Genomic DNA, 25283 nt, shown 5'->3' with positions numbered 1-25283 from the left:
GCGAGCGCTGTCGGTGAACTTGGTCAAGTCAGGGTGTCTATATAGGGCAGCGACGGGAGCGTTCCAAAGCCTTCCGCAGCGCGCTGCCGCCATGCGCCGGCTCGCTGCCGCAGGCGCCGCCTGCCTTGGCCTGATCAGCGCCGGATGTTCCGTCTCCTTCCCGATTTTGGGGCTCTCCAGCAAGGCCGAGGACGAGGTCGTAACGACCTCCTCTGTCCTGCCGGCACGGGGCTCCACCAAGCCGGGCGCACTGGCCTCGCTCTCCTCCGAACTCGGCCCCGAGGATATGCGCCGGGCCGATGGCGCGATGGCGGTCGCGCTCGATCCGCAGGGCAATGGCGCAGCCGTCTCCTGGGACAACCCGCAAAGCGGCGTGAAGGGCTCCTTCATCCCGGTCGGCGGCCCGTTCCTGCGCTCCGACGAAATCTGCCGCGCCTTCATCGCCAGCGTCCAGACGCAGACCAAGCCCGCGAAACTGCAGGGCACCGCCTGCCGGCCCTCGGGCGGAGAATGGCTGGTCAAGGATATCGAGCCCTGGAAGGGCATGAGCTGATCGCGGGCAAGAGCTGACGCGGTCGCCGCCATTTCTCGATTCCTGCGTCGCGAGCTGTTGCGTTCAAGCCACACCATTCCCAGATAAGGCTTGGAGATCAGGGTCGGCCTTCGCCTGCGCCGCAGCCGGCCTTTCAGCATTGCCAATGGGGTTCATGAATGCGCGACCCGTATCAGATTCTGGGTGTCGCCCGCACGGCGAGCGAGGCGGAGATCAAGAAGGCCTATCGCCGCCGCGCCAAGGATCTGCATCCCGACCGCAACCAGGACGATCCGAAGGCGCAGGACCGCTTCTCGGAGCTGAACGGCGCTTATGAGATCGTCGGCGACGAAGCCAAGCGCAAGCAGTTCGACGCCGGCCAGATCGACGCCGAAGGCAAGCCCAAATTCCAGGGTTTCGAGGGCATGGGCGCCGGGCGCGGCGGCCGCGCCGGCGGCTTCGAGTTCAATTTCGGCCAGGGCGGCGGCCAGCCCTTCGGTGCCGGCGGCGCTGGCGGTGCGGGCTTCGACCCCGCCGACATCTTCGGCTCGCTCTTCGGCGATGCCGCGCGGCGCCAGGGACGCGCACGGCCTGAGGCGCAGAAGCCGCCCGAGCAGAGCTTCACGCTGGAGGTGACCCTGGCCCAGGCGGTCTCCGGCGCATCGCGCCGCGTCAGGCTTCCGGGCGGGCGCGAGGTCGAGGTCACGATTCCCGAAGGCGTCGCCGACGGCAAGGTGATGCGCCTGCGCGGGCTCGGCCAGACCGATCCGTTCTCCGGCCAGGCCGGCGACGTGCTGATGACGATCAAGGTCAAGCCGGATTCGCGCTTCGTCACCGAAGGCAACGATCTGCGCACGCGCGTCACCGTCCCGCTGGCGCAGGCGGTGCTGGGCGGGCCGATCCATGTCCCGACCCTGACCGGCACCGTGGAGATGAAGATTCCGCCGCTGACGGGCACCACCCGGTCCTTCCGCCTGCGCGGCAAGGGGCTCAAGGGCGAGGGCGGCGCGGTCGGCGACCTCTTCGTTGCCATCGACATCGAGATGCCCGAGAGCGATGCGGAGCTCATTGCGCTGATGAAGGCGCGGGCGGAGTAACACATACACTCCGTCATTCCGGACAAGCGCCGAGCTGCGCCCGGAATGACGACGCTGTGCCTCGGCGCCCCGAAAACCGGTTTCCCCTTTTCGCCGTCATGATCTAAGAGACCCTCAACTTTATCCAATTCGCGGGTCCCAGATGCCTGATTCCAACGCCGCCGCCCTGCCGACCGCCAATCTGCTCAAGGGCAAGCGGGGCCTCGTCATGGGCGTCGCCAACAACCGCTCGATCGCTTGGGGCATTGCGAAGGCAGCCGCCGACGCCGGCGCCGAGCTCGCCTTCACCTATCAGGGCGATGCCCTGAAGAAGCGTGTCGAGCCGCTGGCCAAGCAGCTTGGCGGCCATGTCGTCGGCCATTGCGACGTCACCGACGGTGCCTCGATCGATGCGGTCTTCGCCGAGATCGAGAAGCTCTGGGGCAAGCTCGATTTCGTCGTCCACTGCATCGCCTTCTCCGACAAGGACGAGTTGACCGGTCGCTATGTCGAGACCACGGAGGCCAACTTCACCAAGTCGCTGCTGATCTCCTGCTACTCCTTCACCGCCGTCACCCAGCGCGCCGAGAAGCTGATGACCGATGGTGGCTCGATGCTGACGCTGACCTATTACGGCGCCGAGAAGTGGATGCCGCATTACAACGTCATGGGCGTCGCCAAGGCCGCGCTCGAATCGAGCGTGCAGTATCTCGCCGCCGATCTCGGCCCCTCGAAGATCCGCGTCAACGCCATTTCGGCCGGCCCGATCAAGACGCTGGCGGCCTCGGGCATCGGCGATTTCCGCTACATCCTGCGCTGGAACGAATACAATTCGCCGCTGCGCCGTACGGTCACGATCGAGGAGGTCGGCGAGACAGCGGTGTTCCTCGTCTCCGACATGTCGCGCGGCATCACCGGCGAGATCCTGCATGTCGATGCCGGCTACCACGTCGTCGGCATGAAGGTCCCGACCGCGCCCGACATCACCCTCGACAAGGGCGAGTGAGGTAGCGCGATGGCCGATCCTGACGCACCATTACCGCGCCAGGGCTGGGCCAAGGACTCCATGCGTCTCGCCGCCGCCCAAGATGACGCTTTGGTGTGGCCTGAGTTCGCCAACGACGGCGATCATGATCTCGTCTGGGACGTGCCTGACGATCAATCGGAAAAGGCACCGTCATCTCGGGCAAGCAAAGCGCAGACCCGGGATCCATCATAGAGTTCCGAGCCCTCCGATGGATCCCGGATCAGCGCCGCTTCGCGGCTTGTCCGGGATGACGTTCCGGTTCTTGCGGAAGCTACTTGGCTTCGATCCCGAGCAGAGCCTTCAAACGATCCGTCGCGACACCGTCGCGGCGGATCGTTTCGTCTGAGACGGCATCGAGCAGGGCCGCGGTCGTCCGCCCTCCAATCACCAGCCCCGGCGCGATTTCCGCTAGCGGCGCCAGCACGAAGGCGCGCTCGGCGATGCGGGGATGGGGAATTTGCAGGCCGGGCTCGTCGAGAGTCTCGCTGCCATAGCTCAGGATGTCGATGTCGAGCGTGCGCGGCCCCCAGCGCTCGCGGCGCTCGCGGCCGCCTTCGCGTTCGAGGGACAGGCACAGAGCGAGAAGATCGCGCGCCGGCAGGCTCGTCTCGATCAGCGCCGCCATGTTGAGGAATTCGGGCTGGTCGAGATTGCCCCAGGGCGCCGTGCGGTAGACGCTGGATAGTCTCACCAGGGCGGTGTCGGGATGCAGCGTCAGCCGCGTCAGCGCCGCGGCAAAGGCCGCGACGGGATCGCCCAGATTGCCGCCGAAGCCGAGCGCGGCCTCAACCTTCACGCCGGTAGCTCAACGTGATGCCGACGCTGGCAAGCGTGGCGTGGATTGGCGGGGCCGGTTTGCGCAGGGTGACCTCGACGCGGGTGACGGGCGGGAAGCCGTCGAGGATCGCAAGCGCAACGGCCCGCGCCGCAGCCTCAAGCAGGTTGAAGCGGCGCGTGGTGAAGACCTCCGTCACCACACCGACGACCTTGCCGTAATTCACCGTGTCGGCGAGTGCGTCACTGATCGCCGAGGCCCGCAGATCCGTTTCCAGCGCGAGGTCGAGCACGAAGCGCTGGCCCAACCGCTCCTCCTCCGAGAAGAAGCCATGATAGGCATAGATATCGAGCTTCTCGATCAGGATGATGCCGGTTTCGCTCACGAGCGGGACTCCAGGGGCTGTGAAATGGCAGCCCAGACCTTGAATGCCTGCGCATGTTCGCTGACGTCATGGGCGCGGATGATGGCCGCTCCCTGCGTCGCGCCATAGAGATGGGCGGCGACGCTGCCGATGACGCGCTCGGCCGGGACGCTCTGGCCGGTGATGACGCCGATCACCGATTTCCGCGAGGCGCCAAGCAGGATCGGGCAGCCCAGTTCGCTCAGGCGCGCCAGTTCGCGGATCAGCCGCAGCGACTGCTCCGGCGTCTTGCCGAACAGCCCGATGCCGGGATCGACGACGATCTGCTCGCGCGGCACGCCGGCAGCCTGCGCAATCGCGATCGAACGCTCGAGGAAACGCATCACGTCGGACAGGATGTCGAGCTCAAGATCGATGGTCTCGCGGTTGTGCATCAGAATGATCGGCGCGCCGTGCCGGGCGGCGACGCCGGCGATGGCCGGATCGCGCTGCGCGCCCCAGACATCGTTGACGATCGAGGCACCGGCCTTGAGCGCGGCGTCGGCGACCTCGGCTTTCCATGTATCGATCGAGAGCGGCGTCGCGATGCGTTCGCGCAGGCCGGTGATCACCGGCAGCACCCGGGCAAGTTCGGTCGCGGCATCGAGCGGGGCATGCCCCGGCCGGGTCGATTCGCCGCCGATGTCGATGATGTCGGCGCCATCCCTGGCCAATCTCTCGCCATGCGCGATCGCATCATCGGCGTCGCGCAGCATTCCACCGTCGGAAAAGGAATCCGGCGTGATGTTGACGATGCCCATCAGCAGCGGCGCGGCGTCGAGGGCGAGCCTGCGACCATCGGGCAAGGTGAGAGCCGGCGGCATGAAGACCATCCGAAAGGGCGGAGAGCCGCCTATAGACTGACCGCCCGCAGCAGGCCAATGGAAACGACACCGGCGCCATGGCCGCGGCGCATGGCCCCGATCCGGCACGACGCTTTGACGCCGCCGCCGGCAGCGTGCAGAAGCCCGGCCATGGTCCCGATCACGCTTCCGCACCGGCTCATCCTCGTCCGCCACGGCGAGACCGACTGGAATCGCGAGGGCCGTTTGCAGGGCGGGCAGGACATCCCCCTCAACGATCTCGGCCGGAAGCAGGCGGCCGAGGCGGCGGATCGGCTGCGCACCCTCGTGCCGGGCTTCGCGACGCTCGATTTCATTGGCTCGCCGATGCACCGCGCCCGCGAGACGATGGACATCCTGCGCGCCGAACTGGACCTGGCGCCCGGAGCCTATCGCCTCGACGACCGCCTGAAGGAGCTGACCTTCGGATCCTGGGAAGGCTTCACCTGGCGCGACATCCGCAAGGCCGAGCGCGAGCAGGCGCAACTCCGCGAGCGCGACAAATGGAGCTTCGTGCCGCCCGGGGGCGAAAGCTATGGCATGCTCGCCGACCGCGTCCGACCCGTGCTGGAGGAACTCCGGCGCGAGACCGTCATCGTCAGCCACGGCGGCGTCGCCCGCGCCATCCTGGCGCTGGTCGGCGCGGTGCCGCCGCAGAAGGCCTCGCTGGTCGAGATCTGGCAGGGCAAGATCCTGGTCGTCTCTGGCAACCGGGCCGACTGGGTCTAGCTCACTCCGCCTCGACGGCCGCTCACTCCAGCGGCTGCGTGTCCGCGATCTCGATCCCGAAGCCGCTCAGGCCCACGAAGGAGCGCGGCGACAAGGCCAGGTTGACGATCGAGCCAACGCCGAGATCGCGCAGGATCTGCGCGCCCAGCCCGACCTCGCGCCATTGCTGGTTGCGCAGCGCATCCGAACCATCCTCGACGCTCTTGATCGGCACGCCGGCCGAGCCGTCGCGCAGGTAGATCAGGACGCCGCGCCCGTCCTGCTGGAAGCGCTTGAGCACGCACTGGATCGACGGCGCGCCGCCCAGCACATCCTCCACGACATTGGCCCGGTGCAACCGTGCCGGCACCTTGGCGCCATCCCCGATCTTGCCCATGACGAAGGCGAAGTGCTGCGTGTCCTCGAAGGGCGTGATGTAGACATGGCCGGTCATCTCGCCGAAGGCGGTCTTGACCGGGAAGGAATGCACCCGCTCGACCAGCTTCTCGCGCGACTGGCGATAGGCGATCAGATCGGCGACCGTGATCTGCTGCAACCCGTGCTTCTGGGCAAAGGCAGTGATCTGAGCGCCTTTCATCACGGTGCCGTCGTCATTGGCGAGTTCGCAGATCACGCCGACCTGCGGCAGTTCAGCAAGCTTGCACAGATCGACGGCGGCTTCGGTATGGCCCGAGCGCATCAATACGCCGCCATCCTTGGCGATCAGCGGGAAGACATGGCCGGGCCGCACGAAATCGGTCGCGCCCATATTGCCATTGGCGAGCGCCCGCACCGTGTTGCAGCGCTGTTCGGCCGAGATGCCGGTGGTCAGCCCGTGCTTGACGTCGACGGTGATGGTAAAGGCGGTTCCGAGCGGGGCATCGTTGGACGACACCATCGGGTCGAGCCGCAAACGCCGCGCCTCGGCGGATGTCAGCGGCGCGCAGACGATGCCGCAGGTGTTGCGGATGATGAAGGCCATCTTCTCCGGCGTGCAGAGCGAGGCCGCGACGATCAGATCGCCCTCGTTCTCGCGGTCGTCGTCATCGGTGACGATGACGATCTCGCCGCGAGCGAAGGCTTCGATGGTGGCGGTGACGTTGTTCGACATGGCAGCCTCGCGCGGCCCGACAAGGCCGAGGAAATCATTGGGAGTGACGGAACCACCGGTGGCGGCGGCGATGCGCTCGGCGCTTTCGCGCGAGATCCAGGCGCTCTGGTCATTGCAGAGCGCCGTCACGCTCGCCGGCGACAGGCCGACCTGGCGCGCAAAGGCGCTGCGGCCGGTGTTGGTCTGCTTGAGCCAGGCGTCGAGTTTCATAAGGGGAAGCTAATGCGGCAACGCTTCAGTTGCAATGAAGCGCACGCACATTTTCAGTATTGCTGAAATGCAAGCCACCCCGTCATGCTCGGGCTTGAGCCGAGCATCTCGCGATGATGAGGCGGCCTTGCCGGCGACTCTTCCGGCGGGAGATGCTCGGGTCTGCGCTTCGCTCCGCCCGAGAATGACGCACCTCTATTCCTGAAACGGCCAACGCGGCTCGACCACGCCCACCTGCGCCCGGTGCCGCAGATACTGGTCGGCCAGCACACACGCCACCATCGCCTCGCCGACTGGCACGGCACGGATACCGACGCAGGGGTCATGGCGCCCCTTGGTGAACATCTCGGCTTCGCCGCCGGTGCGCGTCACGGTCGCGCGCGTCGCCAGGATCGAGGAGGTCGGCTTGACGGCAAAGCGCGCGACGATCGGCTGACCGGTCGAGATACCGCCCAAGATGCCGCCGGCATGGTTCGACAGGAACAGCGGCCGCCCGTCATTGCCGGCGCGCATCTCGTCGGCATTCTCCTCACCGGAGAGTTCGGCCGCTCCGAAACCGTCGCCGATCTCGACGCCCTTGACCGCATTGATGCTCATCAGCGCCGACGCGATCTCGGCATCGAGCTTGGCATAGATCGGCGCGCCCAGCCCCGCCGGCACGCCCTCGGCCACGATCTCGAGCACGGCACCGATCGACGAGCCCGACTTGCGCACGCCGTCGAGATAGCCCTCGAACAGCGCTGCGGCCTTGGCGTCGGGGCAGAAGAACGGGTTGTTGCCGACCTCGTCCCAGTTCCAGTTCGCCCGGTCAATCTTGTGCGGGCCCATCTGCACCAGCGCGCCGCGCACGACCATGCCGGGCACCACCTTGCGCGCGATCGCGCCCGCGGCCACCCGCATGGCCGTCTCGCGCGCCGAGGAACGCCCGCCGCCGCGATAGTCGCGGATGCCGTATTTCACGTCATAGGTGAAATCGGCATGGCCGGGCCGGTACTTGTCCTTGATCTCGGAATAGTCCTTCGAGCGCTGGTCGACATTGTCGATCATCAAACCGATCGAAGTGCCGGTCGTGACCTGCACGCCGTCATGCTCGCGCGCGAACACGCCCGAGACGATGCGGACCTGGTCGGGCTCCTGGCGCTGCGTGGTGAAGCGCGACTGCCCCGGCCGCCTCCGGTCGAGATCGCCCTGGATGTCGGCTTCGCTCAAAGGCAGCAGCGGCGGGCAGCCATCGACGACACAGCCGATCGCAGGCCCATGGCTCTCGCCGAAGGTGGTGACGCGGAAGAGATGGCCGAAGCTGTTATGGGACATGGACTGAGCCTGACGCGGTTGCGTCAGGCTCTTAGCGAGATTTCGTCAGCGGCGGAACCCTGACCAGAATCGTTCACTGCACGTCGACCACGTCAGCATTGCAACTTGCTTGTTCATAAAAGCTCCCAATGGACGCCATGTCGCGAAATGCGTGTCGCGGGAGAGCCAGTCGCTCGCGACACGGCCGATACGCCTCATTTCACGTCGATGATGAAGTCCCAGGTCCGGGTCGCACGACCGCCGGCGTCATTGGTGATCGAATCATATTTGAGCGTCACCTTGTCCTGTCCCCGGAAGCCCGGATTGGGCTTGTAGACCGATACGCGGTAATCGATCTTTTTGCCTGTGCAACCGAATCCAGCCGGGCCGAGGTCCCCTTTGGCCAGGCCGTGCGTGACAGTGCCATGAGCCGGTGGCGACCAGAGGCTCGCCTCGGGCGGCTCCCATGTCGAGCAATGATGGTCATAATGCCCGTAGGCATGCAGGAGGACCGGTGTGTTAACCTTGGTCGTCCGTGTCTGGACATTACAGCCGGCCAGAACGGTAGCCAGCAAAGCGCAGCCGATAGCAAGTCTTGTCGTCATTATCACCCCCAGAGCGGAAGCCGCCCAAGAGATAATCGACGTCATCTGACAATGCCCTGCAAGCCACCCCCGGCCGGAAAGCCTTGAACTTTCGTCAGTGTTGCTTCGCCGGCACGGCGGGCGCGCCTTCCCAGCGCGTATGCGCCGGCAGGTTCTCGCCCTTCATGATCACCGTCAGCAGCCCGACCTGCGCGTAGTCGCCGACATGGGTGTCGTAGAGCACGGTCGCGCCCGCGCCGACGCAGACGCCCTTGCCGAGCTTCACCCGGCCGACCTTCATGACGCGATCCTCGTAGAGATGCGTCTGCAGGGCGGAATGGGCGTTGATGGTGCAGAAATCGCCGACATTGATGCAGTCGAACTCGGTGATATCTGTCGAGTCGAGCCAGACGCCGCGGCCGTATTTCGCGCCGAACAGCATGAGGAACCAGGGCAGGAAGGGCGTGCCGCGCAGATAGTCGAACAGCACCTTGCCGCCCAGTCCCCAGTACATCACCGCCACGGCCTCGGTGCGCATGGCCCAGAACGACCACATCGGCTTCATCACCGGCTTGTAGACGCCCATCATCAGCCATTTGATCGCTGCACAGATCAGCGCCTGGGTGATCGCGATCAGCATCGCGACGCCCATGAAGGACAGGACCAGCCCGATCCAGTCCTGCTCGTTGATCTTCCGCTGCAGCACCAGATCGACGGCGATGGTGCCGAAGGTGATGAAGAGCATCGCCGGGAACGAGGTGTGCAGCGCCTCGAACACGCCGCGCGCGACCTGCTTGCGTAGCGAGGGCTTGTAGGTCCAGTCGGCCCCGAGATCGACCTTCTGCCGCGTCGGCAGCCGGATCGGCGGCGAGCCGAACCAGGTGTCGCCGGGCTGCATCTGATCGTTGGCCGGCGGCTTCGACTTGATGCCGATCAGCACGCGGTCGGGGATGATCGCGCCGGGCGGCACAACAGCGTCGTTGCCGACGAAGACCTGCTCGCCGGTCCTGGTCATGTCGAGGCGCATATAGCCGCGCCGCATGTCCTCGTCGCCGAAGACGACCTCGTCGGCGATGAAGTTCCCCGCGCCGATACCGGTCAGGTCATAGCGGCCCGACAGATTTGTCGAGATTTCCGCGCCCTGGCCGATGCGCGCGCCCATCAGCCGGTACCAGGCCCGCATGTAGATCGTCGCGAACAGGGACGACAGCGTCTCCAGTGTCACCTCGGTCGCCAGCGCCACGGTCCATTTGCGCGCATAGAAGCTGGAATGGATGGAGTAGGAGCCCGAGGTTACCCGCGGCAGGATCGCCCAGCGCAGCCCCGCCATCAGCAGCACGGTGAAGGCGATGAGCCCGATCGCCGTCGGCCAGGTCAGGATCGGCAGATACCAGAGATAGCTGATCTCGGACCAGCTCGAGATCCAGTCGTCGATCTGGTCGAACAGCCAGAAGGCCGGGAAGATCGGCAGAAGGCTGATCGGCGGCACCACGATCAGCATCAGCGCATAGAACGCCGTCATCGCGGCGCGCCGGTGCGGGCTGGCCTGGGCCTGCTCAGGCAGGGAGGCCAGATCGACCATCCCGATTTTGCGGGCGGGCGAGCCGTCCCAGATTTCGGCCTCGCCGACGCGCGTGTCGGGCGCGATTGCGGTCAGGTCTCCGATTTCGGCGTGGTCGCCGATCACGCTGCCATGCCCGAGTACAACCGATGCGCCCGCGCAGACGTCGCTGCCTATGGTGATGCGGCCGATGATCAGCTTGTCGCCGATCGCCTCGCCATTGGCGAAGGTGGTCTTGGAGCCGAAGGTCGAATTGTCGCCGATTTCGATCAGGTCGATCGCTCCGGCCTCATAATCGGAGATGATGACATCACGCCCGACCTTCGCGCCGAGCAGCCGCCAGTACATCCGCATCACCGGCGTGCCCTGGAGCCATTTGATGTGGACCAGGCCCGCGACGCGGGCGGCGAACCACCAGCGGAAATAATAGACGCCCCAGAGCGGATAGACCCCTGGCTTGGTGCGGCCGAGCACGAGCCACTTCAGCGCGATCGCAATCAGGCCGGTGACGATGGTGATGGCGACATAGACGCCGAGCAGCGCTGCGATCTGGCCGAGCAGGGGCAGATCCTCGCCGGACAGGATCATGTAGGTGACGAAGATGCCGAGCCACTGCGCCGTCGACAGGCCGATGATGACCGGCAGCGCGACGGCCTGTGCCAGCCCGCAGAGGAAGCGCCGCATGAAGGGCGGCGGTGTGAAGGAGAGGTCTTCCGTCTCGGCGATGCCGCGCCCGTCGAGCAGCGCGGCCATGCCGCGCAGCGTCCGCGCGCCATAGACATCCTGCAGCGTGATGCCGGCGAAGGCCGGCGTCTCGCGCACGATCGAGATGAAGCGCGCCGCCAGCAGCGAATGGCCGCCGAGATCGACGAAGAAATCCGCATCCAGCGGCAGGCTCGATGCACCAAGCACGCGCTTGGCCGCCTCCAGCAGCGCGGCTTCCGTGGCGTTGCGCGGCGGCTCCTGCTCGCCTGCAGCGCTCGGTGCGGTCAGCGGCGCCGCCTTCAGCATCCGGCGGTCGATCTTGCCGGAGACCATGCGCGGCAGCGAGCCGACCGCCTCGAAATGCGCAGGCACCATATAGGGCGGCAGCTGGTCGCGCAGCGAGGCGCGCAGCGCTGCCCCGTCGACCGCGACGCCGGGCTCGGCGACGACGAAGGCGACCAGCCGCTCGATCTCGTCATCAATGCGCAGCACCACGGCGGCCTGGTTGACGCCGGGCTCGTCAGCAAGCTTCGATTCGATCTCGCCCAGTTCGACGCGGAAGCCGCGAATCTTGATCTGGTCGTCGATGCGGCCGTGGAAGACGATGTTGCCGTTGCCGTCGAGGCTGACCGCGTCGCCCGAGCGATAAAGGATCGGGTCGTCGCCATAGCCAAAGGGATTGCCGAACGGGTTGGCGATGAACTTCTCGGCCGTGAGCTCAGGCCGGCCATGATAGCCCCTGGCGATGCCCGGGCCGCCGATCAGCAATTCGCCCTGCTCGCCGGGACCGACCACCTCCATCGCCTCGTTGACGATATAGGCGGTGTAGTTCGGGATCGGCCGGCCGATCGTGACGATCTCGCCGGGAACGACTTCGGTCGCGGTCGCAACCACGGTCGCCTCGGTCGGACCATAGGTGTTGAGGATACGGCGGCCGGGCTTCGACCATTTCTGCACGATCGCCGGCGGCAACGCCTCGCCGCCGAGCAGGATCAGCTTCAGCGAGGGCACGTCGGCGGGCAGGATGCCGAGCAGCGTCGGCACCGTGTCGATCACGGTGACACCGGCTTCAGTCAGCAGCGCGGGCAGTTTCTCGGCGTCGCCCATCATCTCCGGCGAGGCGACATGCAGCGTCGCGCCTGCGAGATAGGGCGTCCAGATCTCTTCCATCGACAGGTCGAAGGCGACGGAAGCGCCCTGGAAGACGATGTCGTCGCCATCGATGCCGTAAAGCGCATTCCCGGAGCGCAGGAAATGGCAGATGTTGCGATGGCTGATGACGATCGCCTTGGGCGTGCCGGTCGAGCCCGAGGTATAGATCAGATAGGCTGGGTGGTCCTTGGTCAGCCTGGCCGCGCGGGCCGGCATGTCCACGCCATCGTCGCCGGCTGCCAGGCTCTCGGGCGTCCAGACGGTGCGTTCCGTCGCCGCGGCGCGTCCCTGCCAGTCTGATGAGGTGACGATGCCCTTGGCCTCGGCATCGGTGAGGCAGACGGCAATGCGATCGACCGGCGCCTCCGCGTCGAACGGCACCCAGGCAGCGCCGGCACGCGTGATCGCGATCTGCGCGATCAAAAGATCGATGCCGCGCGGCATCCACAAACCGACCAGATCGCCCGCCCCGACGCCCGCCAGCGCAAGCCCGCGCGCCTGCCGGCCTGCAGCCGCCCAGACCTCATCATAGCTCAGCCGCCGCGATGCATCGACCAGCGCCGGATGCGCAGCCCGCGCCTCAACAGTCGCCGCGAAAATCTCGCCCAGCACTTCATCGCGAAGCAGGTCCGGCCGTCTCTCGCCCGCCAGCATGGCGAGCGGATTCGCGGCCGCGATATCTGTCGTCGCCGACAGCTTGCTCATGTCGTTCATCGCGCCCCGCTGCGACCAGGCCAGGCGCATTAGGATCGGCGCCGCCTCGCGCCCTCCGTCATGCGGTGAAAACCTGTCACGCACCTTTAATTTAAACCCGGAATCGCAGCCTCATGCGATTCGCGAGCCGAGCCCCCCGGCCGAGCAACCCGCCGCAACACGGCGTCCCACTAGCACGTTTGTGATGCGAGGACACGACTGAACCCGCGATGAACGCCACGCGATGTCGGGAGCATCGGGGAGCGAGGCTGGACTCAGCCCCGCATCAGCGCCGTCACATGAGCGGCGGCGGAACGGGACAGCCCTTCAAGGTCGTAGCCGCCCTCGAGGATCGAGACGACGCGCCCCGCGCAATGCCGGTCCGCGATCGCCATCAGCTTCTGCGTCGCCCAGGCGAAATCAGGCTCCTTCAGATTGAGATTGGCGAGCGGGTCGCGCCAATGCGCGTCGAACCCGGCCGAGATGACGATCAGGTCGGGCGCGAAGGCCTCGACGCGCGGCAGCAGCGCCGTCTCCATCGCGTCGCGGAAGACCTCGGAGCCGTCGCCTGCACGCAGCGGCGCGTTGACGATGGTGCCGTGCTGTCCGCGCTCGGAGGCCGCGCCCGTGCCGGGATAGAGTGGCATTTCATGGGTCGAGGCGTAGAGAACGCTGGCATCGTCCCAGAAGATCTCCTGCGTGCCGTTGCCGTGGTGCACGTCCCAATCGATGATCGCCACGCGCTGCGCGCCATGCTGCCGCTGCGCGTGGCGGGCCGCTATGGCGGCGTTGTTGAAGAAGCAGAACCCCATCGCCTTGAAGCTCTCGGCATGGTGGCCTGGCGGACGCATCGCGCAGAAGGCGTTCGAAACGCGCCCCGACATCACCTCGTCGACTGCCTGCACCGCCGCGCCGACGCCATGCAGCACAGCCTCGACAGTTCCCGGCGACATCAATGTGTCGCCGTCGATCTGGACGAGGCCTGTCTGCGGCGACGCGGCGACGATCGCCTCTCCGAATTCGCGCGGATGGCAGAGCGCCACCTGGTCGAGCGTACCCAGCAGCGCGCTTTCGCGTATCAGCGAAGCGAAGCGCTCATCCTCCAGCGCCGCCTCGACGGCGCGCAGCCGGTCGGGGCGCTCGGGATGCCCCGGCGGCGTCTCATGCCGGAGGCCTGAGGGATGCGTGATCAGCAAGGTCGTCACCGGCAGGCCTCTCTGGTTTGGAAAATCGAAGGATAGTTCAGCGATCGGCGGGCGCGAAGCGTGGCCGTCATGCCACGGTGCACTGCGAAATACCCGATTCCGCCGCCATAAACGGAACCTGATTGCGCCATGTTTGTTTCGGGCCTAGAGCATCGGCATGTCGCCGACGCTCCTGCCGGACCGGTTGATACGAAGCGTTAACCCCGCATTCAGCATAAAGATCGCCTTCGGGCCGCTCTGGTGGACAGCATGAAACAGACCGTGATCCTTGCCTTGGCGTTGTCTGCCGCTCTCGGCGCCTGCCAATACAAGAGCGTGAACGCTCCGGCTCTGTCTGCCCGCGACGCCGAGTACATCGCACTGGTGCCGAAGTTCGAGCATCAGATCACGCACCTCCCTTATGAGATCACCGATCCGACGGGCCAGGCTCCCGGCACCATCGTGGTCGATACCAAAGAGAAGTATCTCTACTACGTCCTGCCGAACAAGAAGGCGATCCGCTACGGCGTCGCCACCGGCGACGAGGCCTTCGGCTGGACCGGCGAAGCGGTGATCCAGCGCAAGGCCGAGTGGCCGCGCTGGACGCCTCCGGCCGAGATGATCGCGCGCTGGCCGCATCTGGCGCCCCGCGCTGGCGGGATGGAAGGCGGCCCCGACAATCCGCTCGGCGCCCGCGCGCTCTATCTCTACCAGAACGGCCACGACACGCTTTACCGCATCCACGGCACCAACGAGCCCGAGACGATCGGCCGTTCGGCCTCGTCGGGATGCATCCGGATGCGCAATATCGACGTGATCGACCTGTTCAACCGGGTTCCGGCCGGCACCAAGGTGATCGTCACCTGATCAGGCGGTCGATTCCGATCAGGCCCGATCGCCGGGTTCGCCCAGCTCGATCAGAACAATCTCCGGCGGAATGCCGAACCTGATCGGCAGCTGGCTCGTGCCGATACCGGCCGAGACGACGAGGTCGCGCCCTTCCTCCTGGATATGGCCGTAGACATAGCGGCTGCCATAGCGCGACGGCACGATCGGCGCCCAGCCGAATAGCCTGACCTGGCCGCCGTGGGTATGGCCCGACAGGGTCAGCGAAACGCGATCCGGCATCCGCGCGAAGATGTCGGGCTCATGCGCCATCATGATCACGGGGGCGCCATCATCGGCGATCTGGGCCATGGTGCCGGCAAGATCATCGACCCCGGCAGGCCGGCCACGGTAGCGCGGCAGGAACGCGATCTGGTCGCCCAGCCCCGCGAGCCAGAGCGGGCCGTCGACCGTCTCCAGCCTGAGCGCGCGGTTTTCCAGCATCGGAATGCCCGCCGCCAGCAGCGCCTCCCCGACCTTGGTGGGTCCTGCCCGCGCAACCTGGGTCTGCGGATCATGCCACCAGTCGTGATTGCCGAGCACGGCGAAGACGCCATCGCGGGCCTGGAGCCGCGCCAGTTCGGCGGCCCAGTCCTGCATCGGTGGATCCGAGGCCACCGGCCTCCGGCTAGCGACGAAATCGCCGAGCAGCAGGGTGAGATCCGGCTTCAGGGCGTTGGTCGCCGCCACGATTTCGGTGACGCGCGAGAGCGGGACATGCAGCGAGCCGATATGGAGATCCGAGATCACGGCCAGCCGCAATCGGCGGCCTGCCGGCCAGCCTCTCGGCTTCAGCCGATAGCGCGTCAGACGCTGGCGCCCCGGCTCCCAGGCAGCTGCATAGGCGCCCGTCCCCGCCATGGCCAAAAAAAGACCGGCGAGAGTTTGAAGAACTCTGCGCCGGTCAAACATGGAGGGTCTCAAAACGAGGTCTAGGGAGGTCAGTCGTCAAAATCGTGGCGAAGGACACCGGCGGGCCGGGATGGTACATCCTTCGTACGGGTATCCAACGCCGCAGCCGGGCGTCTTGTTCCGGCGGCAACGGCCGGCAGGGCGATCGGGCGGAACCAGGAGGCATAGGCCTCTTTCGCCGTGGCATCGTGGAAGCTCGCATTCGCTTGCGTCTGGCGACGCGGATGAGACGGGTTCATGGGTTCCGGTTTTGGGTTGGCTGCACACATGCCGATGGTTCCTGGCCATCGGCATGTGTGCACCATGACCGGCGATCGGGACGGCGCCGCGGCGCCATCATGATCTGTTCAAGGCGATATGTGTCGCTTTGCAGCCTGTCGCCACAATCATGAACAAAGTGCTGCGTCGGCACAGATGCACGCTCCGGCAGGCGAAAGCCGCCATGCCGGAACACATGCTGCCGGGCTCGCCCTCAGGCGGCGAGCAGACCCTCCGCCTTGGCCCAATTCAGCGTCTTGTTCAGCGCGCGCTCGTAGCGGTCGAACATTTCCTCGAGCTCGGCCTCGGTGATGATCATCGGCGGGCAGAACGCGACGCGGTCGCCCATGGCGCGGGTGATCAGGCCCTCCTCCAGCGCGAAGGTGACCGACTTGGCGCCAACGCCCTTCTTGGTCTCGAAGGCGGCCTTGGTCTGCTTGTCCTTGACGAGTTCGACCGCGCCGATGAGGCCGACGCCTCGCGCCTCGCCGACCAGCGGATGCTCGGCGAGCTTGTCCAGCCGCCTGAGGAAGGTCGGGGCGACGGCGCGAACATGCTCGACGATCTTGTCGCGCTGGTAGATCTCCAGCGTCTTGACCGCGATGGCGCAGCCGACCGGATGGCCGGCATAGGTGTTGCCATGGCCGAAGGTGCCAATCTTGCGGCTCTGGTCGACGAGAACGTCATAGACCTTGTCGTTCATCATCACAGCGCTGAGCGGGAAATAGGCCGAAGTGATCTGCTTGGCGCAGGAGATCGTGTCGGCGGCCATGCCATAGGTCGTGGTGCCGAACATGTTGCCGGTGCGGCCGAAGCCGGTGATGACCTCGTCCGAAATGAAGAGGATGTCGTATTTCGCCAGGATCGCGTTGACCTTCTCGAAATAGCCCTCGGGCGGCGTGATCGCGCCGCCCGCCCCCATCACCGGCTCGGCGATGAAGGCGGCGACCGTATCGGGCCCCTCGCGCAGGATCATCTCCTCGAGCTCGGCTGCGAGCCGCGACGAGAAGTCCTGCTCGCTCTCGCCGGGCTCGGCGAAGCGATAATGATGCGGGCAGGAGGTGTGCAGGATGCCGGGCAGCGGCAGGTCAAAGTCGATATGGTTGTTGGGCAGGCCGGTCAGCGAGGCCGACGCGACGGTGACGCCATGATAGCCCTTCAGCCGCGAGATGATCTTCTTCTTCTGCGGCCGGCCGAGCGCATTGTTCATGTACCAGACGATCTTGACCTGGGTGTCGTTGGCGTCGGAGCCCGAGGCGCCATAGAACACCTTCGAGATCGGCACCGGGGCGATCTCCTTCAGCTTCTCGGCCAGCTCGATCGCCGGGTCGTTGCTGCGTCCGCCGAAGATATGGGTGAAGGGCAGCTTCTTCATCTGCTCATAGGCGGTCTCGACCAGTTCCTGGTTGGAATAGCCGAGCGCCGTGCACCACAGGCCCGCCATGCCCTCGATGTATTCCTTGCCGCTGGAATCGTAGACATAGATGCCCTTGCCGCTCTCGATCACGAGCGGGCCCACCTCGCGATGGGTCGCAAGGTTCGTATAGGGGTGGACGAGGGTCTCGATGTCGCGGACGGCGAGGTTTGACAGCATCGCTCAGGCTCCCGGTCTTTATGGAATGCTTATACGACCATAGCCCGGCGACCGCGCAAGCGCTGAGCGATTTTCACGCGGATCGGCGCAGACTCTGCCGCAGGACGGGGCGAAAACGGCAAGCCGGCAGCCGCTTGCCATTTCCGGTCACGCTCTCCACGGTGCGGAGCGTGAGAGAGGTTTCATGATCGATCCGGCGACGATGACGAGCCTGCCCGCCCCCGGCCGGACCTGCGGAAGCTGCACCCTTTGCTGCAAGGTCTATGACGTGCCCGAAGCCGGAGCCACCGCCGGCAACTGGTGTCCCAATTGCCAACCCGGACGTGGCTGCAAGATCTACGAGGTGCGGCCGCAACAATGCCGCGCCTTCAACTGCCTCTGGATAACGCAGGATTTCCTCGGCCCCGACTGGAAGCCCGACAAGGCCCGCTTCGTCCTGACCATGGACGGGACGACGCGCTGGATTTTCGTGCAGGTCGATCCGGGTGCCGCGCAGGCCTGGCGCAAGGAGCCCTATTACAGCCAGCTCAAGCGCTGGGCGGCGGCCGGCAACCGGCCCGTCGTCGTTTTCGTGAGGAAGCTCGCCATCGCGATCACGACCAATGGCGAGACGACGTTGGGCGAGATCGGAGCCGATGAGCGCCTCGTCCTGCGCAACCTGCCCGGCGGGCGCCAGGTGGTGGAGAAGCTGCGCGTCGGTGCCTGAGCGAGGCGGCTGACAATCGGGCCTGCCCTAAGCCTCGTCGGCCGCGCGCGCGAGTTCGCGCCACTCGAGGACGAGCCGGTCGAGCTCCACGAGATCGGCTGTCGGCAGCTTGCCCAGCGTCTGCGCGACGAAATCGCGCTGCGCGGCAATGCCGGCTTCCGCCAGCCGGCGGCCTTCGGGCGTCAGATGCATCGCATAGGAGCGCCGGTCGCCGGTGATGGCGCGGCGCTCGACAAGGCCTGCCTGCACCAGCCGGTCGACGAGGCCCGAGACATTGCCCTTGGTGACATAGAGCCGTTCTGCCAGTTCGTTCTGGCTGATGCCCTCGCGCTCGGTCAGGGTCGAGAGCAGGTCGAATTGCGGAATCGAGAGCCCAAGTCCGCGAATCCGCGCCGTCATCTGGATCAGCATGCGCTGATGCAGCCGCATGAAACGGAACCAGACGCGGTCCGGCTCGGTCGCGTCTGCGCGCTGCGCTGTCTTCGAGTCTGGCACGGTCCGCAAACCCCGGGAAACGGAAAGATCACGCCTAAACCATCTCGCCGGCAGAGGCGAGGGCTGCGGCGCTTGGTCTTGCCTTAAGCCCGCCGCAGCGTCACCTATGGCCGATGCATCGCCGTCTTGTCTTCGAGGAGCCCGTCTCGCGCGCCGCTGTGTGGAGCCGGCGGCTGGCCTGGTTTTCGCTCGCGGTGCTGCTGCTGGCGATTCTGGTCTTCCGGATGGGCGAGCCAAGCCTCCAGGGGCTGGCACCGGTGGCCGCGGCTTATGTCGTCGTGCTGCTGGCGCTGCTGCTGGCACTGCTGGCCTTCATGCGGATCTGGCAGTCGGGCCATCGCGGCGTCGGCATGGCCTCGGGCGCCTTCCTGCTCTGCATGCTGATGCTGGCACCCGCTGCTTATGTCGGCTTCCGGCTGGCGACCCGGCCGGCACTGGCCGACGTCTCGACCGATATCGACGATCCCCCGGGCTTCAGCCGCTCGCGCGTGGCGCTCGATGCCCGCGCCGGCCGTGTGCCGCCCGACGTTCCCCCCGACCGCCGCCGCCTCCAGCGCCAGGCCTATCCCAAGGCGGTGCCGATCGTGCTCGAGGTACCGGCCGAGACCGCTTTCGACATCGCCCGCCGCGCCGCGCTCGCGCGGGGCTGGCAGGTGCTCGAATCGTCGCGGCCGGGCGGGCGCAGCGGCGCCGGGCGGATCGAGGCCGTGGCGCGCTCGCGCATCCTGCGCACGGCCGAGGACATCACCATCCGGGTCCGCCCCCGCGCCGATGGCAGCCGTATCGACATCCGTTCGGCCTCCCGAATCGGCCCGCATGATCTCGGCGTCAACGCCAACAGGATCGCGGCCTTCGCCGACGAGGTCGAACTGCTGCTCGAGACGCGCTGACCCTTACGCGAGCCGGTAGCGGCTCTCCAGCCCTGCCAACGGCCCGTCGCAAAGGACGACGCCGCGCAGCACCAGATCCTCGAGCTGCGCCAGCACCGACAGCGCCGCCGCGCCATGCAGCGCCGGTGGAAGCCCCTGATAGATCGGCGGCACCATCGCCGCGATGGTCTCGTCGCCTGCCTGCAGCCGGCCGAGGATCGCGGCCTCGCGCAGGCGGCGATGCTGCACCAGCCCGCGCAGGAAACGCTGCGGCTCGATCACGGGGCCGCCATGTCCGGGCCAGTAGACGCCGTGCTCCATGCCGCGCAGCTTGTCGATCGAGGTCATATAAGCCGCCATCGAGCCGTCGGGCGGGGCGACGATCGTGGTCGACCAGGCCATGACATGGTCGCCGGAGAACAGGCTGGCCTCCTCGGCAAGCGTGAAGGCGAGATGGTTGGCGGTGTGGCCAGGTGTCTCGACGGCGGCAAGCGACCAGCCCGGTCCTGAAATCGCATCGCCATCCGCCATGGCGAAATCCGGCGCATAGTCGCGGTCGGCGGCGGCATCGAGCCGGTTGACCTCACCCTCCGCCAATTCGCGCGCGGCGCGGTGCGGGCCGCAGCCGACGACGGTCGCACCCGTGGCGGCCTTGAGCGCCGGCACGGCCGGTGAATGGTCGCGGTGGGTGTGCGTCACGACGATGTGGCTGACCGTTTCGCCCCCGACCGCCGCGAGCAACCGCGCGACATGGGCCGCATCATCGGGGCCGGGATCGATGATCGCGACCGTGCCCTGTCCGACGATGTAGCTGCAGGTGCCGGTGAAGGTCATCGGCCCGCCATTGCCGGCGATCAGCCGCCGCACCAGCGGCGAGAGCCTGACGATCTCGCCCGGCGGTGTCGTCACGCTGCGGTCGAAGGCGATGTCGTCGCTCATATCTGATCCTGGCTCATGCGCGATCCTGGTTCATGGGTGATCCTGGTTCATGGGTGATCCTGCAACCCGGCCTGCCCCTGCATGCGGGCGCATGCGGCTTGTCGGGCTTTGCGGCATTTTCTATAGACGGAAAAGACGGTCGCGCAGCGCGGCCTTCGCGAACAGGACGACACGCCCATGGCCGATATGCTTCCCCTTCAAGCCCCGACGCTGGCCGGGGCGGCCCTGCCTGCCATCTCGGGCTCGCGCGCGGCCCTGCTGCGCAATGTCGCCCTCGCCGTTGCCGGCAGCCTGCTGCTGGTTCTCGCCGCCAAGATCAAGGTGCCGTTCTGGCCGGTGCCGATGACACTGCAGACGATCGCGGTGCTCGGCTTGGGCGCAGCCTATGGCTCGCGTCTCGGTGCGGCGACGGTGGCGCTCTACATCGCCTATGGCCTTGCCGGCCTGCCGGTCTTCACCAACACGCCGCCGGTTGCAGCCGGCCCGCTCTATCTCGTCGGCCCGACCGGCGGCTTCCTCGTCGGCTTCGTGGCGGCTGCCGCCATCGCCGGCTGGGCCGCCGCTCGCGATGCCTCGCTCCCGCGCCTGATCGGCGGTCTCGTCGCGGCCGAGGTCGTGATGATGCTGATGGGCTTCGGCTGGCTCGCCTTCGGCGCCCAGATGGCCGCCGGCACGACCGGCGTCGGCTTCGCCAAGGCCTTCGCCTATGGCGTCCAGCCCTTCATCCTCGGCGATATCGTCAAGCTCGCGCTGGTCGCCTGCCTGGCCCGCGCCGGCTGGTCGGTGCTGCAGCGCCGCGGCTGATTTCGACCGCACGACACACCATCACCAGGCCGGGGCATCGCCCCGGCCTTTTTCATGTCCGGTGTGGTCGGAAAGACAGGTCGGCCAAGTGCCCGTCAGCCGTTGGGGCTGGAACCGCTGCAGGTCGTCGGCTGCGGCCCGCTGAAGAAGGGGCCGAGATTGCCGCATTTGTCGCAGCCCGCGAGCAGCGTCGCCAGTCCGAGAATGCCGAGGAGTTGCAAGGCGCGCTTCATGATCGATTCCGCTGGTCGTGTTGGCCTACCCTAGAGGGCAAGTGCCGAGATGGCCACATGGGCTCGCTGGTCGCGACAAGCCGCCGTGCGGGCTCGACCTTTCACGCCACGACCGACGATGGCGGGGCGCAGCGGCAAGCTCCAGACAACAAAAAAGCCCCGAAGGGCTGATTTGGCAGGTCTTGAAGATCAGCGGGAAATTTTGGTCGGAGTGGCAGGATTTGAACCTGCGACCCCCTCGTCCCGAACGAGGTGCTCTACCAGGCTGAGCCACACTCCGATTGACTGGTGGCGGGCTTATAGCCAGCGCTGCGCCGCCGCGCAACAGGCGCCGCGCCTCTCGATGACGAATTATCTGGAACACCTGCTACCGTTGCATTCCGGCGCGGCTGAACTTGGGATCCGCATCGCGCGCCTGACAGGTTGCGCAAGGCCCCGACGCGTTCTAGAAGGCGCGGCGCATTGGGGCGTCGCCAAGTGGTAAGGCAGCGGTTTTTGGTACCGCCATTCGGAGGTTCGAATCCTCCCGCCCCAGCCAGTTTCTCCCAAGCGCCTGATTGCGGCGGTTCGTCTGCCCTGATCACGTCGGCAACGCCGTTTGCCGGGTTGCTCGCTGCAGAACGGCCCTTGCTGGGCGTTCCCCCTATATCGTTCAGCGCAGCCGCATCGTCCATGCTCGGCGCCTTGACCGATGAGTTCCGGTAGCGCGGTCGCGGCAGCAATCTCAGCTTGAAGCGCTTTTCGACCGGAGTCGGCATGCCCGACGCCGTCACACGATCAACCCGCCGCGCTCGCATATGCCCTGTCGCTGTGGCGACGATCTCGGCAAGAAAGACCCTGCAACAACAACCGTAAGCAGAACCGCAATCAAATCCCTCCACGGTCAACAAATCTTCACTGCCAGCGCCTGATTGCACCCCATTCTCAAAGGCTTCGTGGCAACGCCGCACAACTGAACAAACGTTCATGGAACGATGACGCTGTGGCGTCGTTTTGGGTGCGGGGCTTACTTTAAAAGGAGATCAACCATGATCAAGAACCTTGTGTTGGTAGCCAGCCTGGCCATTATGCCGGCCGCCGCCATGGCGCAATCCAGTTCCGGGGCCGCCGGCGGAGCCGCGGGCGGCGCTGCGGCAGGCGCGGTTGGCGGGGCCGTGATCGGCGGGCCGGTCGGCGCAGCAGCCGGCGCGGTCGGCGGAGCCGCCGCCGGGGCGATCACCGGCGGCATTGCGGCGGACCAGCGCACCGAATTCCGGACCTATGTGACGCAGCAGCGCGTTCCCTCGGTCCGGTATCGCGAGGAGGTCGCGGTTGGGACGACGCTTCCCGAAACGGTGACCTATCGCGAGGTGCCGGCGCGCTACGGCAAGACCGAGTACCGCTACACGGTCGTGAATGACAAGACCGTCCTGGTCGAGCCGAGGACCCGCAGGATCGTCCAGATCATCGAATGATCCGCTCGTTACGTCGAGGGCCTGCCCTTGGAGGCAGGCCCTCGAGTCCGGCGACCATGCGCGCCGTCGACGAGCCGGTTCTTATGTTCAATGGGAGAGAACCATGAAACGCTTCATCGGAGTTGCAGCGCTCGCGCTCGCTGCCCAATCGGGGCTTGCGACGGCGCAGACGGTCGTGATTCCCTCGGACGACATGCCGCGAGGCCGCGCCGAACGGGGGGCCCCCAGTGAGGGGACCCCAGGGCGCTCGTCCGGCGGAAGCCAGCGGGACGCGCAGGACCCTCGATCCGACGGCCCGAGAGTGCAGCCGCGCGGAGCTCAGAACGCCCCGCCCAGTGACAGGTCTCGCGAGGGTCTCCGCGAGCCGACGCAACAGCCGCAGCAGCGCGTGCAAGGCCAGGATCCGCGTGGCGAGCGGCAAGGGTCGCAACCGGTAGAGAGGCCTCAGCGCGAGCAGGCTCAGCGCGAGCGGCCGGAGGCTCCCGACACCCGGCGGCCGCCGGACGAGCAGAGAAACACCACGCGTCCGTCCTCGCCGCAATCGGCGCAGCCGCAGCGCTCGCAGGATGAGCCCAGCACTGCGGGGCAGCGGCAGCGGGCTGACGCGCCAGCGCAGCAGGGACAGGCTCCAGCGGCTGGACAGGCGCCGGCACCTGGCCAGGCTCCCGCAGCCGGACAGGCCGGCACGACGGCCCAGCGTCCAGCTGCAGCGGCGCCGGGCTCTGCCCCGGCCGCCCCGTCGCCGAATACCGCAGGCGCGCCCCCGGCAGCCGGTGCAACCACGGCCCAGCCGGCTGACCAGCAGCAGGATGAACCGGATCGGCGGCGCATTGCCGACACGGTGCGTGAACGCGTGCAGCGAAACGAGATCCGGCCTGTCCAGAACCTCGGGGTGACTGTTTCGGTTGGAGCGGAATTGCCCGCCCGGGTGCAACTGCAGACGATCCCGCGCGATATTGCCGCGATCCGGCCGGACTACAGCGCCTATCGCTATACAGTCTCCGACCGGGAAATCGTCATCGTTGATCCCACCACGCGACGGATCGTCGAGGTCATCGAGCGCGACGATCGGGGCGCCAGCCAGACGATTTATGCGGTGTTCGAGCAAAGGCGCGATCTCAGGCGCTGGAAGCGGCCCGATACCGTGGTTTTCCAGGCAGGCGTGGTCCTGCCCGACGATGCCCCCTATTACGACCTGCCGCCGGAGATCGTGGAGCGCAATCCCAACTGGCGCGGCTATCGCTATGTGATGACCGAGCGCGATGAGGTCGCGATCGTCGAGCCGGCGAGTCGGCGCGTCGTCGAAGTCGTCGACAAGGCCGGTTCCACAAGAACGGCTGGCACCCAGTCTCAGCCGCAGGCCTCCGGAAGCCGGCACCAGATCGTCCGGATCATCCTGAACGACGCGCAGCCAGGGGACATCATGGGCGTCGAAGGGCTGAAGGGAGTGGTCTTGCCCTCCCAGATGATCCTGCGGCCGATCCCGGCGGAGGCCGCGGAGGCAGATCCGCAATTGCGCGGTCAGCACTATACGCTGTTGGGCGACGACGTCCTGATCGTCGATCCGACAAGCCGGCGGATCATCGACGTCATCGAATGACGCTCGACCGCCTCGTGACGGCACGGTCGGCCCGAGCGGCGGACCGTGCCGTAGCTCGGCCGATCACGCGTCGATCACAGGGTCGCACGTTGGCGCTGTCGCCCATAGGACGCGAGCGGTCGAAGCATTAGCTTGACCAACGATCGCGAAGGCGGTTGGGCGCGGAGAAGCGGCACCATGATCACAAGACGGCATGTCCTGCTGGCGGGCGCGGGTGCGGGCGTCGCCGCGTCGTCGGTCTCCTGGCTGATGCCGGCCGCGCGCTCCACGGAAACCTTCGCGGTCCAGCGCAGCGACGCCGAATGGCGCAGCCTGCTCAAGCCCGATCAATACGCCGTCCTGCGGCAGAGTGGCACCGAGCGGCCCTATACCAGCCCGCTCCTGAACGAGAAGCGGCGCGGCGATTTCGCCTGCGCGGGCTGCGATCTGCCGCTGTTCGCCTCGACCACGAAATATGACAGCGGCACGGGCTGGCCGAGCTTCTGGGCGCCGCTCGACAAGGCCGTCGGCACAGAATCCGACAGCACGTTGGGAATGATGCGAACGAGCGTGCATTGCAGCCGCTGCGGCGGCCATCAGGGCCATGTCTTCAACGATGGACCCAAGCCGACCGGGCTGCGCTACTGCATGAACGGCGTCTCGATGACCTTCAAGCCAGCGGCGGCCTGAGACCGGCGC

The 25283-nt window shown here is 66.7% G+C and carries 25 protein-coding genes and 2 tRNA genes; 13 read left to right on the top strand and 14 right to left on the bottom strand.

What is annotated here, in order from left to right; translation table 11 throughout:
• The first annotated feature begins 91 nt into the window (after positions 1 to 91).
• From AC1DYU_RS06170 to AC1DYU_RS06155, 4 genes are all read left to right on the top strand, one after another.
• Positions 92 to 553, top strand: coding sequence for an RT0821/Lpp0805 family surface protein (locus AC1DYU_RS06170; protein WP_476790860.1), 462 nt, complete (start codon positions 92 to 94; stop codon positions 551 to 553).
• Between the two features lie 158 nt (positions 554 to 711).
• The gene (locus AC1DYU_RS06165; protein ID WP_476790859.1) at positions 712 to 1629 is read left to right on the top strand and encodes a DnaJ C-terminal domain-containing protein; all 918 of its coding nucleotides are present in this window, start codon (positions 712 to 714) and stop codon (positions 1627 to 1629) included.
• A 142-nt stretch (positions 1630 to 1771) separates the two neighbouring features.
• Positions 1772 to 2614 (top strand): enoyl-ACP reductase FabI, encoded by an 843-nt coding sequence (gene fabI / locus AC1DYU_RS06160; RefSeq protein ID WP_158484212.1) that lies wholly within the window; start codon positions 1772 to 1774, stop codon positions 2612 to 2614.
• A 9-nt stretch (positions 2615 to 2623) separates the two neighbouring features.
• Positions 2624 to 2827, top strand: a complete 204-nt coding sequence (locus AC1DYU_RS06155; RefSeq protein ID WP_476790858.1) for a hypothetical protein — start codon at positions 2624 to 2626, stop codon at positions 2825 to 2827.
• Positions 2828 to 2906: 79 nt separating this feature from the next.
• On the opposite strand, the gene folK is transcribed toward AC1DYU_RS06155, so the two are convergent.
• The 3 genes from folK to folP are packed head-to-tail and all read right to left on the bottom strand — an operon-like array spanning position 2907 to position 4637.
• The gene (gene folK / locus AC1DYU_RS06150; protein WP_476790857.1) at positions 2907 to 3431 is read right to left on the bottom strand and encodes a 2-amino-4-hydroxy-6-hydroxymethyldihydropteridine diphosphokinase; all 525 of its coding nucleotides are present in this window, start codon (positions 3429 to 3431) and stop codon (positions 2907 to 2909) included.
• Positions 3421 to 3795 (bottom strand): dihydroneopterin aldolase, encoded by a 375-nt coding sequence (folB, locus tag AC1DYU_RS06145; RefSeq protein WP_476790856.1) that lies wholly within the window; start codon positions 3793 to 3795, stop codon positions 3421 to 3423. Before folB ends, folK begins: the two co-directional genes overlap by 11 nt.
• Complete coding sequence (folP, locus tag AC1DYU_RS06140) at positions 3792 to 4637, bottom strand: dihydropteroate synthase (RefSeq protein ID WP_476790855.1); 846 nt, start codon at positions 4635 to 4637, stop codon at positions 3792 to 3794. Before folP ends, folB begins: the two co-directional genes overlap by 4 nt.
• Before the next feature lie 150 nt (positions 4638 to 4787).
• Between folP and AC1DYU_RS06135 the strand changes: the two genes are divergently transcribed.
• Positions 4788 to 5384 (top strand): histidine phosphatase family protein, encoded by a 597-nt coding sequence (locus tag AC1DYU_RS06135; protein WP_476790854.1) that lies wholly within the window; start codon positions 4788 to 4790, stop codon positions 5382 to 5384.
• 22 nt (positions 5385 to 5406) lie between these two features.
• Here the strand turns inward: AC1DYU_RS06135 and ribB are convergent, their stop codons facing one another.
• The 5 genes from ribB to AC1DYU_RS06110 all read right to left on the bottom strand — a co-directional run bounded on the left by ribB (position 5407) and on the right by AC1DYU_RS06110 (position 13877).
• Positions 5407 to 6684, bottom strand: a complete 1278-nt coding sequence (ribB, locus tag AC1DYU_RS06130) for a 3,4-dihydroxy-2-butanone-4-phosphate synthase (protein WP_476790853.1) — start codon at positions 6682 to 6684, stop codon at positions 5407 to 5409.
• A gap of 195 nt (positions 6685 to 6879) precedes the next feature.
• A complete protein-coding gene (gene aroC / locus AC1DYU_RS06125; protein ID WP_476790852.1) occupies positions 6880 to 7998 on the bottom strand; it encodes a chorismate synthase in 1119 nt (372 codons plus the stop codon).
• 194 nt (positions 7999 to 8192) lie between these two features.
• Positions 8193 to 8627 carry a hypothetical protein gene (locus AC1DYU_RS06120; protein ID WP_158484220.1) on the bottom strand — a complete coding sequence of 145 codons (435 nt, stop codon included), beginning with the start codon at positions 8625 to 8627 and terminating at the stop codon, positions 8193 to 8195.
• 49 nt (positions 8628 to 8676) lie between these two features.
• Positions 8677 to 12693, bottom strand: a complete 4017-nt coding sequence (locus tag AC1DYU_RS06115; protein ID WP_476790851.1) for a Pls/PosA family non-ribosomal peptide synthetase — start codon at positions 12691 to 12693, stop codon at positions 8677 to 8679.
• Positions 12694 to 12947: 254 nt separating this feature from the next.
• Positions 12948 to 13877 carry a histone deacetylase family protein gene (locus tag AC1DYU_RS06110; RefSeq protein ID WP_476790850.1) on the bottom strand — a complete coding sequence of 310 codons (930 nt, stop codon included), beginning with the start codon at positions 13875 to 13877 and terminating at the stop codon, positions 12948 to 12950.
• A gap of 249 nt (positions 13878 to 14126) precedes the next feature.
• Here AC1DYU_RS06110 and AC1DYU_RS06105 point away from each other — a divergent pair, with 249 nt between their 5' ends.
• Positions 14127 to 14723 carry a L,D-transpeptidase gene (locus tag AC1DYU_RS06105; RefSeq protein ID WP_158484223.1) on the top strand — a complete coding sequence of 199 codons (597 nt, stop codon included), beginning with the start codon at positions 14127 to 14129 and terminating at the stop codon, positions 14721 to 14723.
• An 18-nt stretch (positions 14724 to 14741) separates the two neighbouring features.
• On the opposite strand, the gene AC1DYU_RS06100 is transcribed toward AC1DYU_RS06105, so the two are convergent.
• Together AC1DYU_RS06100 and AC1DYU_RS06095 are read right to left on the bottom strand one after the other, a co-directional pair.
• Positions 14742 to 15602, bottom strand: coding sequence for a metallophosphoesterase (locus AC1DYU_RS06100; RefSeq protein WP_476790849.1), 861 nt, complete (start codon positions 15600 to 15602; stop codon positions 14742 to 14744).
• A 523-nt stretch (positions 15603 to 16125) separates the two neighbouring features.
• Complete coding sequence (locus AC1DYU_RS06095) at positions 16126 to 17505, bottom strand: aspartate aminotransferase family protein (protein ID WP_158484225.1); 1380 nt, start codon at positions 17503 to 17505, stop codon at positions 16126 to 16128.
• Between the two features lie 184 nt (positions 17506 to 17689).
• On the opposite strand from AC1DYU_RS06095, the gene AC1DYU_RS06090 reads away from it, so the two are divergent.
• Entirely contained in the window at positions 17690 to 18211 is a 522-nt protein-coding gene (locus tag AC1DYU_RS06090) for a YkgJ family cysteine cluster protein (RefSeq protein WP_476790848.1), read from the top strand.
• Between the two features lie 27 nt (positions 18212 to 18238).
• Here AC1DYU_RS06090 and AC1DYU_RS06085 read toward each other — a convergent pair whose 3' ends face one another.
• Positions 18239 to 18640 (bottom strand): MarR family transcriptional regulator, encoded by a 402-nt coding sequence (locus tag AC1DYU_RS06085; protein WP_158484380.1) that lies wholly within the window; start codon positions 18638 to 18640, stop codon positions 18239 to 18241.
• 179 nt (positions 18641 to 18819) lie between these two features.
• Between AC1DYU_RS06085 and AC1DYU_RS06080 the strand changes: the two genes are divergently transcribed.
• On the top strand, positions 18820 to 19596 hold the full coding sequence (locus AC1DYU_RS06080) for a DUF1499 domain-containing protein (protein ID WP_476790847.1): 777 nt from the start codon (positions 18820 to 18822) through the stop codon (positions 19594 to 19596).
• A 3-nt stretch (positions 19597 to 19599) separates the two neighbouring features.
• On the opposite strand, the gene AC1DYU_RS06075 is transcribed toward AC1DYU_RS06080, so the two are convergent.
• Positions 19600 to 20514, bottom strand: coding sequence for an MBL fold metallo-hydrolase (locus tag AC1DYU_RS06075; RefSeq protein ID WP_476790846.1), 915 nt, complete (start codon positions 20512 to 20514; stop codon positions 19600 to 19602).
• Between the two features lie 177 nt (positions 20515 to 20691).
• On the opposite strand from AC1DYU_RS06075, the gene AC1DYU_RS06070 reads away from it, so the two are divergent.
• Positions 20692 to 21318: a biotin transporter BioY gene (locus AC1DYU_RS06070; RefSeq protein WP_476790845.1), complete on the top strand. Its 627-nt coding sequence runs from the start codon at positions 20692 to 20694 to the stop codon at positions 21316 to 21318.
• Positions 21319 to 21413: 95 nt separating this feature from the next.
• Here the strand turns inward: AC1DYU_RS06070 and AC1DYU_RS06065 are convergent, their stop codons facing one another.
• Both AC1DYU_RS06065 and AC1DYU_RS06060 read right to left on the bottom strand, forming a co-directional pair.
• Positions 21414 to 21551, bottom strand: a complete 138-nt coding sequence (locus AC1DYU_RS06065) for a hypothetical protein (RefSeq protein WP_476790844.1) — start codon at positions 21549 to 21551, stop codon at positions 21414 to 21416.
• Between the two features lie 203 nt (positions 21552 to 21754).
• A tRNA-Pro gene (locus tag AC1DYU_RS06060) sits at positions 21755 to 21831 on the bottom strand.
• A 183-nt stretch (positions 21832 to 22014) separates the two neighbouring features.
• Between AC1DYU_RS06060 and AC1DYU_RS06055 the strand changes: the two genes are divergently transcribed.
• The 4 genes from AC1DYU_RS06055 (at position 22015) to msrB (ending at position 25274) form a co-directional block, all read left to right on the top strand.
• A tRNA-Gln gene (locus AC1DYU_RS06055) sits at positions 22015 to 22089 on the top strand.
• A gap of 490 nt (positions 22090 to 22579) precedes the next feature.
• On the top strand, positions 22580 to 23005 hold the full coding sequence (locus tag AC1DYU_RS06050) for a DUF1236 domain-containing protein (RefSeq protein WP_476790843.1): 426 nt from the start codon (positions 22580 to 22582) through the stop codon (positions 23003 to 23005).
• 103 nt (positions 23006 to 23108) lie between these two features.
• Complete coding sequence (locus AC1DYU_RS06045; protein WP_476790842.1) at positions 23109 to 24605, top strand: DUF1236 domain-containing protein; 1497 nt, start codon at positions 23109 to 23111, stop codon at positions 24603 to 24605.
• Between the two features lie 177 nt (positions 24606 to 24782).
• Positions 24783 to 25274 (top strand): peptide-methionine (R)-S-oxide reductase MsrB, encoded by a 492-nt coding sequence (gene msrB / locus AC1DYU_RS06040; RefSeq protein ID WP_476790841.1) that lies wholly within the window; start codon positions 24783 to 24785, stop codon positions 25272 to 25274.
• Positions 25275 to 25283: the final 9 nt, after the last annotated feature.

It is taken from the genome of Allobosea sp. P2_B12 (assembly GCF_056404835.1).
The sequence above is the reverse complement of the archived record's forward strand: the minus strand, read 5'-3'. Positions and strand labels throughout refer to the sequence as shown.